The sequence below is a fragment of the Achromobacter sp. 18P8.1.1 genome (assembly GCF_057799415.1).
On record NZ_JBYOKH010000088.1, the window covers coordinates 1 to 11118 of the forward strand.

The following is an 11118-nucleotide window of genomic DNA, read 5'->3' on the forward strand; positions in this document are numbered from 1 at the left end:
CCGGGGTGCAGCGCATCCAATGTGCCGTAAGCCTCGGCCACCGCCAGCGGCGTGTGGTAGCCGAGCAGCGTGGCGCCCGACCCGACGCGTAAGCGCGAGGTCGCCGCCGCGACCTGGCCGATCAGCACGGGCGTGGCCGAACTGGCCAGCCCTTCAGACAGATGATGTTCGGCCAGCCAATAGCGGCGGTAGCCGGCCTGTTCGGCACGGCGCGCCAGATGCACGGTGTTGGCCAGGGCCTGGCGAACATCGGACCCCGTGGAAATCGGCGCCAGGTCCAACACCGACAAGGGTACGCGGGGATGGCGGCTCATGATGCGACCGCCTCGGCGGCGGCTGCCGCCACGTCGCGCTCGGCAACCGGTTCATGGCGCGCGGCCGACAAGCCCAGGTGCTCGCGCAGCGTGCTGCCGGCATACTCCTGGCGGAAGACGCCGCGCTCCTGCAGCAGCGGCACGACCCGGTCCACGAATTCCTCGATGCCGCTGGGAATCAGGTGCGGCACCAGGATAAAGCCGTCCGACGCGTTCTGCTGCACATAGCGGTTCATGTCTTCGGCCACCTGGGCCGGCGTTCCAACGAACTGTTGGCGCCCCGTGACTTTGATGATCAAGTCGCGGATGCCCAGGTTTTCACGGCGGGACAGTTCGCGCCATTGACGTGCCGTGGCCAGCGTGTCGTCGTGCTGGCGGGTGCGGCCCTTTGCCACGGTCGTGGCCGAGACGTCGGGGTCGAAATCCGGCAACGGCCCGTCGGGGTCGAAACCGGACAGGTCGCGGTTCCACAACTGTTCCAGCAACACGATGGCGGTTTGCGGGCTGACCTGCTGGCGTCGAACCTCGGCATGGCGTTCGGCGGCCTCTTCCGGCGTATCGCCCAGCACGAACCCCACGCCGGGCAGGATCTTCAGGTCGTGCTCGGCGCGGCCGTACTTGGGCAGCCGCGCTTTGACGTCGGCATAGAACGCCTGCCCCTCGGCAAGCGATCCGTGGCGGGTGAAGATCGCATCCGCGCTGCGGGCGGCGAACTCCCTGCCCTGCGTTGAATCGCCGGCCTGGATGATGATCGGGTGCCCTTGGGGTAGCGGCGGCACGTCCAGGCGGCCGCGGACCGTGAACTGCCGGCCCTGGTAATCGAAGCTGCCTTGGCCGTCGTCGCCGCCGCTCCACAAATGCCGGGCCAGTTCGACGAATTCGCGGGCGCGCTCGTAGCGCTGGTCATGCGGCAGGTAGGCGCCGCGCCGGAAGTTCTCGCCCGTAAAGGCGCCGGGCGACGTCACCACGTTCCAGGCGGACCGGCCGCCCGACACATGGTCCAGCGTGGCCAGCTGGCGCGCCAGGTTGTAGGGTTCATTGAAGGTGGCGTTGAGCGTGCCGGCCAGGCCGATCCGTTCGGTCACGGCGGCCAGCGCCGCCAGCACGACCAGCGTGTTCGGGCGCCCGACCACGTCCAGGTCGTGCAGCTTGCCGCGCTGCTCGCGCAGGCGCAGGCCTTCCGCCAGGAACACGAAGTCCAGCTTGCCGCGTTCGGCGGCACGCGCAAAGCGTTCAAAGGAGGCGAATTCGATCTGGCTGCCCGCCTGCGGGTCGCTCCAGACCGTCATGTTGTTGACGCCGGGAAAATGCGCGCCCAGGATCACTTGCTTCTGTGCCATGGTTAACGGCCTCCGTGCCCTGCCAGGGCTGCATAACGGTTGCTTGCTTCCGCCAGCCCCAGGCGGCTACGCAAGGAAAGGGGTCGCTGCCCGGCTTCGGGCGTGGGCGCCGCGGGCGATCCCGGCCCGCGTAACAGGGGGAGCAGCTCGCGGATCACCCCATCCAGGTCCCGGTCCAGGTCTTGCGGATGCAGGCGCACGCCCGAAAAACCCAGTGCGCGCCAGTGCTGGATGCGTTCCGCCAACGCTTGCGCCGTGCCTGTATGGGCCGCTACGCCCTGAGCATCGGCCAGAGGGCCATCGCCGCCGAACGCTACGGCCACGTCCGCGTAGTAACGCAGCGGCGCCAGGCTGCGACCGCCCTGTTCTTGCGCGGCAGCGAGGATCTGGCGCACGGGCGCCCAGTCCGCTTCACCTTGGGGAGGAGGCACGAAAACGATATCGGCATGGGCCGCCGCCCATTCCAGATCGCGCGCTTCGCGCCAGGCCACGGCTACGGGCGGCTGCCCCTGGGGCGGGCGGGGCACGATGGAAGGTCCCTTGATGGAAAAGGTCGCGGCATCCACATCCACATAGTGCAGCTTGTCGCGGTCCACAAAGCGGCCGGTGTCCACGTCGCGGATGATGGCGCCCTCTTCCCAGCTATCCCACAGGCGGCGCACGGCATCCAGGGCATCGGCCGCGTCGCGGTAGAGGCCGTCGCGTTCGTCAGGCAGGCCGTAGATGCGGCTGCCCGCGTGCGCCAGCGCTGCCTCGACATCGGATTCGGCTGGTACTTGCGGCAACAATCCCGCGCGGCCCCGCGTTACGTAATCCAGCGTGGCGATGGCTGTCGAGATGTGGAAGGGTTCGTTGGTGCTGACGGCCACCGATGGGATCAGGCCGATGCGGCGCGTGGCGGGGCCGGCGCGCGACAGCAGCAAGGTGGCATCCAAGGGACTCTGGCCGGAGGCGCTACCGCGTGCCCAGCGGTCTTCGAAGGTGGCGAAATCCAGGCCCGCATCATCGGCGCGCCGCAGCGCGTCCAGCCAGCGCGCCTCGGTGCGGCGAGCGGATGCGTCGTCCTGCGGCGCATGCGCAATGCCGTTCAGGGCCAATCCAATGGGAAACAGTAAGGGGTCGGTCATGGTGTCGCGGCCTTATGCCGCCAGGTCTAGGGTCAAGGGCGCAGGCGCGGCGGCGGACCGCGCATGGCGTCCGCCCGGGGTATCGCCAAGCAAGGCCTGCGTATAGGGATGGCGGGGGGCTTCGAAAACCTGCTCGACCGGCCCCTGTTCGGCCACCTGGCCGCGCCGCAGCACGACCACGTGATCCGAAATCTGCCTGACGACCGCCAGGTCATGGGATACGAACAGATAGCTGACGCCCAACTCCGCTTGCAAACGCTGCAGCAGCGCCAAGATGCGCGCTTGTACCGACACGTCCAGCGCCGACACGGGCTCGTCCAGCACCAGCAGCTCGGGCTCGATGGCGAGCGCGCGGGCGATCGCCACGCGCTGGCGCTGGCCACCGGACAAACGCGCCGGCCGGCTGTCCAGCAGATCGGGGTTAAGCTCCACGGCCTGGAGCAGTTCGGCGGCGCGCGCGCGGCGCGAGGCTCCATTGCCCAGGCCGAAGGCGCGCAAGGGTTCGGTGATGATGGCTTCCAGCGTGAACCGCGGATTCAGCGACGCATACGGGTTCTGATAGACCACCTGCACGCGCCGGCGGAAATCCTGCAACTGGCTGCGCGTCAACCGGGTCACGTCGCGGCCGTCGAACAAGACGCGGCCGGCCGTAGGCCGTTCCAGGCACAACGCCATCCGCGACGTGGTCGACTTGCCGGAACCGGATTCGCCCACCAGGCTGGTCGTGCCATGACGGGGCACATGAAACGACACGCCGTCGACCGCCAGCACGTCGCCGAAGCGCTTCTGCAAGCCTTCCACGACCAATAACGGCGCCTGCACGGGGGGACGCGCCCCTTGGAAGCCGAATCCGTCACGCTTCAGCCCGGGCGCCGCCGCCAGCAACGTGCGCGTGTAGGGGTGCCGAGGATGGTCGCGCAATTGACGCGCGGCGCCGGCTTCGACGATGCGCCCGCCTTGCATCACCACCACCCGGTCCGCACGGTCGAACGCCACGCCCAGGTCGTGCGTGATCAACAGGACCGCGATGCCCTTGCGCCGCACCAGCGCTTCCAGATGGTCCAGCACTTGCCGCTGCACGGTCACGTCCAGCGCGCTGGTCGGTTCGTCGGCGATGATCAGCGCGGGTTCGTGCGCCACGGCCATGCCGATCAGCACGCGCTGGCGCATGCCGCCCGACAGTTCGTGCGGGAAGCTGCGCGCCACCCGTTCCACGTCGCTCAGCCCCACATCGGCCAGGATGCCGGGCACCCGGCGCCTCGCCTCGGCGAGCGGCACGCCGTGGACGGTCAACGCTTCTTCCAGTTGCTTGCCAATCCGTCTGACCGGATCCAGCGACAGGCCCGGGTCCTGTGGGACAAATCCGATTCGCCGTCCGCGCAAGCCCTGCCAGACGGACTCGGGTGCGTCTGCCAGTTCGTGCCCTTCCAGCGCAATGCTGCCGCCCAGCCGGCGGGCGTTGTCCGGCAGCAGGCCGATCAACGCCGCCGCGGTCGTCGATTTTCCGGAGCCGGACTCGCCGACCAGCGCCACGATTTCGCCGGGCTGGATGGCCAGGGACACATCGTTGACGGCATTGCGCCAGGCACCGGTGGCGCCATCCCGGTAAGCGACATTCAATTCGCGTAACGCCAGCACGTCAGGCACGCCGGGCACATCTTTGAGGGGTTGCGCGTTCATTTCGATTCTCCCAGGTCTTGGGCGTACCGGGCGATCTGGTTCGCCGACAACACCACCGTGGCCACCACCAGCCCCGGCATGGTCGTGTACCACCAGGCTGCCGCGATATAGTTGCGGCCCTCTGCAATCAGCAACCCCCATTCGGGAGCGGGCGGCGGCGCGCCAAACCCCAGGAAGCTGAGCGATGACACGGCCAGCACGGCCGCGCCGAACTCCAGCGCGGCCAGGGCCAGGACAGGCCCCGCTGCATGCGGCGCGATGTGGCGCAACAGAATGCCGCGGATGCCCACGCCAGAGGCCACCGCAGCTTCAACGAACACCGCGCTGCGCCAACGCAGCACTTCGCCGCGCATCAGCCGGCCAAAAGTCGCCACATAGGACAGGCCGACGGCAATAGCGATGTGCACCGTGCCGAATCCCAGCACCGTCACAATCGCCATGGACAGCAGCAAGGTGGGAATGGCCATCAGGATATCGGTGGCGCGCATCAGCACGGCATCCACCTTCCCGCCCAGGAATCCCGCCAGCAGCCCGATCGCGCCGCCCAGAAACAGCGCGATCAACACCGCCAGCGACGTCGCCTGCAGGGAGGTGGACGTTCCATGGACGGTGCGCGCATAGATGTCGCGCCCCAGATGGTCGGTACCGAACCAATGCGTGGCGGATGGCGGCAGCAATGCGTCCTGCGGCACGCCGCGCAAGGGGTCGGCGGCCGTGAACGCCTGCGGAAACAAGGCCCAGCCCAGCACCAGCAGGATCACCGCGACGCTTACCGTCAGCACGGGCCGGGCTCGCAGGGCCGAGGCCGCCGCCAGCAGCCTGCCCGGCCGGGCGAGCGACTCTCTAGAAATGGCTTGCGTATTCATGCCAGCGCCCTCGCCCGGTTGCGGGTGATGCGGGGGTCCAGCAAGGGATACGCCAGGTCCACCACCAGATTGACGGCCACGAAAACCGCGGCCGCCAACACCACAACGCCTTGCACCACGGGAATGTCCTTGACCGCTACCGCACCCTGCGCGAGCCGGCCGATGCCTTCGCGCGAGAACACCGTTTCCGTCACGACGGACCCCGCCAGAAGGTTGCCCATCAGCACGCCCGTCATCGTCAACACGGGAATCGTGGCGTTGGGCAGCACGTGCGTGAACAGCAGGCGCCTGCGCGACAGGCCCTTGGCGCGCAATGCGCCGACGAACGGCTGCCCCCACACGGCCGACAGCGACCGCGACAGCACTTGGGCCACGGTGGCCGCGGTGGGCAGCGCCAGCGTCGCGGCCGGCAGCACCAACGACTGCCAGCCGTCATTGCCCATCGCCGGAAACACCGGAAAGGTGAACGACAACCACTGCAGCAACAGCAACCCCACCCAGAAGGTCGGCAGGCAGACGCCCAGCGACGGCGCCGCCTGCAGCGCCGACCGCAGGCGCGCATTGCGTGCTGAACTGGCCGCCAAGGCCAGCCCCAAGCCGAGGACGAGCGCGGCCGCCAGCGCGCACAGGGCAAGGGCCGCCGTGGCGGGCGCCGCCTGCGCCAGCATGGCGGCCACCGACTGCCCCGTCTGGATCGACACGCCCAGATCCAGGCGAAGCGCCTGCCAGAGCGCGATGCCGTACTGCACCAGCAGCGGTTCGTCCAGGTGGTACTGCGCGCGAAGCGCCGCCACCTGGGCGGGATCGACCATGCTCTGGTCGCCCTGGTTCAACATGATGCTGACGGGATCGCTGGGCAGGATATACAGGATCACGAATGACACCGTATAGGCGGCCCACAGCACGAAAGCCGATTGGACGATCCGGCTGAAGGCGTAGCGCCAGGCGTCGTTGCCGTCGCGCCAGCCGCTACGCGCCGCGGTCTTGGTCATGCGATCCCCTTATTTCTGCAACCAGGTGTCGTAGAACTGCAGGCGCGACGAGGCGTCGTAGTGCAGGCCGTGCACGTGCTTGCCGGTGGCGCCAACCGTTGCCAGTTCCACCAGCGGAATCGCATGCCCATCTGCCACCAGCAGCTCGGCGGCGCGGGCGATCAGGGCGCGGCGTTCTGCCGGGTCCTGCGCGGCTGCCGACTTGGCCAGCACCTCGTCCACCTCGGCCGGCTGGCGGAAGTTGACGTTGCGCCCGCTGGCCAGGAACACGGTGCGCAGAATGTCCGGGTCGGCGCGGGTCAGGTTGTAGAACTGAAGCGGCATCTTGCCCGTGTCGCGTTGGGCGTTCACTTGGCCGATCACGCTCTTCTTCAGTTGCAGGTCCACCCCGATCTCACGCAGTTGCTGCTGCACCAGTTCCAGGAAGGTCACCGCCTGCCAATATTCCAGCCGCACGGTCAGGCGTTCGCCGTTCTTTTCCCGGATGCCGTCCTTGCCCAGCACCCAGCCGTCGTCCTCCAGCAGCTTCGCCGCGCCTTTCGGGTCATAGGCCAGGGCCTGCGACTGATCGACATAGGACGGCGTGGTCTTGGCCAGCACCGACGTGGCGGCGCGCTGATAGCGCGACAGGATCGCCTGCAATTCGGGGCGGTTGATGCCCTTGACGATGGCGCGGCGCACCGCCGGCGACGCCCACAACGGCAGCGATTCATTCGGGAAGAAGCTGTAGACCAGCCCCGGATTGCTGCGCGCCAGGATCGGGAAACCTTGGGCCAGCAGCACCTTTTCATCCTGCGGCTGCACGCTGGTGCTGACGTCCACCTGGCGTGACAGCAGGCTCCCGTTGCGCACCCCCGATTCCGGGATGATGCGGAACTCGATGCCTTCCAGGTATGCCTTGTCTTTGTGGGCGGCCAGCGACGACGGCCAGCCGTAGTCCTCCCGGCGCTGCAGCTTGGCGGCCTGGTTATGCACGAACGACGTCAAGGTGAACGGACCGGATCCCACCACCTGCCCCTGGCACCGTTCCTCATAGGACTTGGCCAGCGTGGCCTTGGACAGCAGGCCCATGCTCATCGTCGAAGTGGCCTGCAGGAACTGGGCGTTGGGCTGCTTGAAGACGATGACGACCGTGCGCGGGTCGGGTGTGTCGATACGGTCCAGCCCGGCCAGGTAGGTCGACGCCAGCGAGGCGCGCGCGCCCATCTTCACGATGCCGTCGAAGTTGGCCTTGACCGCATCGGCGTCCAGCGGACTGCCATCGGCAAATGTCGCGCCGTCGCGCAGCACGAAGGTGAAGCGGCGGTTGTCGTCTTCGGATTTCCAACTGGTGGCCAGCCACGGCACGATGTTGCCCGTTTCGGGATCCTGATCCGTCAACGAGTCTGTGATCTGCCGGCCGATGTTCAACGCGGTGTTGTTGCCGGGCTGCTGCGGGTCAACGCAAAGCGGGTCCCCTTCCAGCGCGACCTTGAGAATACCGCCGTATTGCGGTTGGGCGCCGTGCGCCGCGGTGCCCAGCAGCGCAAACGCCGCCGCGCAGAGCGCCGCGCCGATGCCGGCGGCCCGCCGCGGCGCATGCGCGCCCCGGGTCTGATTCATCACACTGGCTACGCTGCGCTGCATTACCCTGCATCCTTGTATTCGAAGTGAAGCGATCCACTCTAAACAAGGGCGCGGCCGCGCCTAAATACATTCTTCGGATTTCGAAATCCGGCAGAAACTAATGCCCATAAGCATCATGGACGTGGTGACGGTCAGCGCGGAAAATGCCGGTTTTCCGGGCGTGGCAAGCCCAGGTTCTCGCGCAGCGTGCAGCCTTCGTATTCGCGACGGAAAATGCCGCGCCGCTGGAGCTCGGGCACGACCTGCTCGGTAAACGCGTCCAGGCCACCGGGTAGCCACGGGAACATCACATTGAAGCCGTCAGCCCCTTCCGCCTCCAGCCATTCCTGCATTTGATCCGCGATGTGGCGCGCCGTGCCCACCATGGCCAGGCCGCCGTAGCCGCCCAGGCGCTGGGCCAATTGCCGCACCGTGAACCCTTCGCGTTCGGCCAGGGCGATCACCCGCTCGCGACCGCTCTTGCTGGCGTTGGTCTCGGGAACCGGGGGCAAGCGCGCGTCGGGGTCAAAGGCCGAGGCATCGCAGCCCAATGCAATGGACAGCGACGCGATGGCACTTTCATAGTGGACAAGGCTGTCCAGATGCGCGCGGATATCTCGCGCCTGGCGGTCCGTTTCACCCACCACGACGAGCACGCCTGGCAGGATCTTCAGGTGATCGCGATGGCGCCCCAGCCTGTCCATCCGGCCTTTGACGTCGGCGTAGAACCGCCTGCCCTCCTCCAGCGTGGACTGCGCCGCGAACACCACTTCCGCCGTCTCTGCGGCCAGTTGCCTGCCGGGTTCCGACGCGCCCGCCTGCACGATGACCGGCCAGCCCTGCACCGGACGGGCGATGTGCAGCGGCCCCTTCACCGACAGGTGCTCGCCCTGGTGATTCAAGGCCCGCAGCCGGGCGGGGTCGAAATACACGCCGCTGTCGGCGTCGCGGATGAAGGCGTCGTCGGCCCAACTGTCCCACAAACCGGTCACCACATCGTAGAACTCCCGCGCCCGGGCGTAGCGGGCCGCGTGGTCGGGCTGACGGGTACGGCCGAAGTTCAGCGCAGCGTCGGGATTAGAGGTGGTGACGATGTTCCACCCGGCCCGCCCCTGGCTCAGATGGTCCAGCGACGCGAAGCGCCGCGCCACGTGAAAGGGTTCGTCGAAGGTGGTGGACGCCGTGGCCACCAGCCCCAGATGCTGCGTCGTCTGGCTAAGCGCCGACAACAGCGTGAAAGGCTCGAACGACGTCGCGGTGTGGCTGCGCTTCAAGGCATCGATCGGCATGTTCAACAGCGCCAGATGATCCGCCATGAAGAAGGCGTCGAAGCGCGCCCGCTCCAGGGTCTGGGCGTAGCGCTTCAGGTGTTCGAAGTTGAAATTGGCGTCGCGATGCGCGCCCGGATAGCGCCAGGCGCCCGTGTGGATGCTGACGGGGCGCATGAACGCGCCCAGCTTGAGTTGACGTTGCACGCTCATGCTTGCCCCCTTATGCCTTTCGCCTGACCGAGGACAGCCGCTGCACCACGTCCAGCAGGCGGTCGATTTCGTCGTACGTGTTGTAGAACGCCAGCGACGGGCGCACGGTCGTTTCCACGCCGAACCGGCGCAAGATCGGCTGCGCGCAATGGTGGCCCGTGCGCACGGCGATGCCCTCCTCGTTCAGCGCATGCCCCACCTCTTCGGTGCTGTAGCCGTCCAGCACGAAGGACATGACGCTGGCCTTCTCTGCCGCCGTGCCGATCAGGCGCACGCCCTTGATGGCGCCCAGCCCCCGCATGCCGTAGACCAACAAGTCATGTTCGTAGCGCCCGATGTTCTCGATGCCCAGTCGCGTCACGTAGTCCAGCGCCGCGCCTAGCCCGACGGCATCCGCGATATTGCCCGTGCCCGCCTCGAACTTGTTGGGAATCGGCTGGAACACCGTCCTCTCGAACGTCACGTCGGCGATCATGTTGCCGCCGCCTTGCCAGGGCGGCATGTCTTCCAGCACCTCGCGCTTGCCCCAGACGACGCCAATGCCCGTCGGGCCGAAGATCTTGTGGCCCGAGAACACGAAGAAGTCCGCGCCCAGCGCCTGCACGTCCACCCGCATATGCGACACCGACTGCGCGCCATCGACCAGCACGCGCGCGCCCGCGCGATGCGCCAGGTCCACGATCTCCTTGACGGGCGTTACCGTGCCCAGCGCATTCGACACCTGTGTGACAGAGACAATGCGGGTACGGTCATTGAGCAGCTTTTGGTATTCATCCAGCAGGATCTGCCCGGAATCGTCCACCGGGATCACACGCAGGCGTGCGCCTTTGGCGGCTGCCAACTGCTGCCAGGGCACGATGTTGGCGTGGTGCTCAAGGTTCGACACGATGATTTCGTCGCCCTCGCCCACATGTTGCGCACCCCAGCTCTTGGCCACCAGGTTGATCGCCTCGGTCGTGCCGCGCACGAAGATCACCTCGTTCACGTCGGGCGCGTTGATGAAGCGGCGGGCCCGCTCGCGCGCGCCTTCGTAGGCGTCGGTGGCGCGCGCCGCCAGTTCATGCGCCGCCCGGTGGATGTTGGAGTTTTCGTGGGCGTAGAAGTACGCGATACGGTCGATGACGCTTTGCGGCTTGTGCGTGGTGGCGGCGTTGTCGAACCACACCAGCGGGCGGCCGTTGACGCGCTCCTGCAGCACCGGGAAATCACGCCGCACCGCGTGCACGTCGAAAGGCGGATGCGCATCGACCCCCGCGCTGGGCGCCGTGCGCGCCGTGGGATGCGCCGGCGTGACATAACCGCTGGGCAACACCACCGCATCCACGAAGTAGTAGCTGGGCTCCCCAGCCGGCAATGTGGGTCTGGCTGGGGCCGGGCCGGGTCCGGCGGCGCCCAACCCCGGCAAGGACAGTCCGGCCAGTTCGTCACTGACCCGCGTGCCGCCCAGCACGTGCTCCTGGCCCGCCGGGTCCGCGGCGGGTTGGCCATGCGCGGCATCCAGGAAATAGTAGGAAGCCGCCTCGCGCACGGTAGCGGCCTGCCCCGGGGCGGTGCGCCCGGCCAGGGGCGCCACGCCCGTGACACCCGAACCGAAGCGCGGTTCGTACGCCGGCACCGCCGTCACGACGTTGTCCGGAACGCCGTTGCCCGCCTGCGCATGCGGCAGCAGCGCAGGCGCGCGATGCGCCAGCGAGGGCAACTGCGCGGGCGATG

The 11118-nt window shown here is 67.7% G+C and carries 9 protein-coding genes; all 9 read right to left on the reverse strand.

Annotated features, from left to right (window positions below; translation table 11 throughout):
- A partial coding sequence (locus tag AC27VE_RS30435) for an LLM class flavin-dependent oxidoreductase (protein WP_488705816.1) occupies positions 1-314 on the reverse strand: 314 nt, incomplete at its 3' end.
- On the reverse strand, positions 311-1654 hold the full coding sequence (locus tag AC27VE_RS30440; protein ID WP_488705817.1) for an LLM class flavin-dependent oxidoreductase: 1344 nt from the start codon (positions 1652-1654) through the stop codon (positions 311-313). The genes AC27VE_RS30435 and AC27VE_RS30440, both read right to left, overlap by 4 nt.
- A 2-nt stretch (positions 1655-1656) precedes the next feature.
- Complete coding sequence (locus tag AC27VE_RS30445) at positions 1657-2781, reverse strand: LLM class flavin-dependent oxidoreductase (protein WP_488705818.1); 1125 nt, start codon at positions 2779-2781, stop codon at positions 1657-1659.
- Between the two features lie 12 nt (positions 2782-2793).
- The gene (locus AC27VE_RS30450) at positions 2794-4461 is read right to left on the reverse strand and encodes a dipeptide ABC transporter ATP-binding protein (RefSeq protein ID WP_488705819.1); all 1668 of its coding nucleotides are present in this window, start codon (positions 4459-4461) and stop codon (positions 2794-2796) included.
- The gene (locus tag AC27VE_RS30455; protein ID WP_488705820.1) at positions 4458-5327 is read right to left on the reverse strand and encodes an ABC transporter permease; all 870 of its coding nucleotides are present in this window, start codon (positions 5325-5327) and stop codon (positions 4458-4460) included. Before AC27VE_RS30455 ends, AC27VE_RS30450 begins: the two co-directional genes overlap by 4 nt.
- Complete coding sequence (locus tag AC27VE_RS30460; RefSeq protein ID WP_488705821.1) at positions 5324-6319, reverse strand: ABC transporter permease; 996 nt, start codon at positions 6317-6319, stop codon at positions 5324-5326. The genes AC27VE_RS30455 and AC27VE_RS30460 overlap by 4 nt, the downstream gene beginning before the upstream one ends.
- Positions 6320-6328: 9 nt before the next feature.
- Positions 6329-7945 carry an ABC transporter substrate-binding protein gene (locus tag AC27VE_RS30465; protein ID WP_488705822.1) on the reverse strand — a complete coding sequence of 539 codons (1617 nt, stop codon included), beginning with the start codon at positions 7943-7945 and terminating at the stop codon, positions 6329-6331.
- Positions 7946-8076: 131 nt separating this feature from the next.
- A complete protein-coding gene (locus AC27VE_RS30470; protein ID WP_488705823.1) occupies positions 8077-9405 on the reverse strand; it encodes an LLM class flavin-dependent oxidoreductase in 1329 nt (442 codons plus the stop codon).
- A 10-nt stretch (positions 9406-9415) separates the two neighbouring features.
- The coding region (locus AC27VE_RS30475; protein WP_488705824.1) for a family 2A encapsulin nanocompartment cargo protein cysteine desulfurase at positions 9416-11118 on the reverse strand (1703 nt) is incomplete at its 5' end.

What these genes read in the sequence shown, in the direction of transcription:
- AC27VE_RS30460 (WP_488705821.1), bottom strand. Translation starts at nt 6,319, where the DNA reads ATGACCAAGACCGCGGCGCGTAGCGGCTGGCGCGACGGCAACGACGCC.
- AC27VE_RS30440 (WP_488705817.1), bottom strand. Translation starts at nt 1,654, where the DNA reads ATGGCACAGAAGCAAGTGATCCTGGGCGCGCATTTTCCCGGCGTCAAC.
- AC27VE_RS30470 (WP_488705823.1), bottom strand. Translation starts at nt 9,405, where the DNA reads ATGAGCGTGCAACGTCAACTCAAGCTGGGCGCGTTCATGCGCCCCGTC.
- AC27VE_RS30455 (WP_488705820.1), bottom strand. Translation starts at nt 5,327, where the DNA reads ATGAATACGCAAGCCATTTCTAGAGAGTCGCTCGCCCGGCCGGGCAGG.
- AC27VE_RS30445 (WP_488705818.1), bottom strand. Translation starts at nt 2,781, where the DNA reads ATGACCGACCCCTTACTGTTTCCCATTGGATTGGCCCTGAACGGCATT.
- AC27VE_RS30450 (WP_488705819.1), bottom strand. Translation starts at nt 4,461, where the DNA reads ATGAACGCGCAACCCCTCAAAGATGTGCCCGGCGTGCCTGACGTGCTG.
- AC27VE_RS30465 (WP_488705822.1), bottom strand. Translation starts at nt 7,945, where the DNA reads ATGCAGCGCAGCGTAGCCAGTGTGATGAATCAGACCCGGGGCGCGCAT.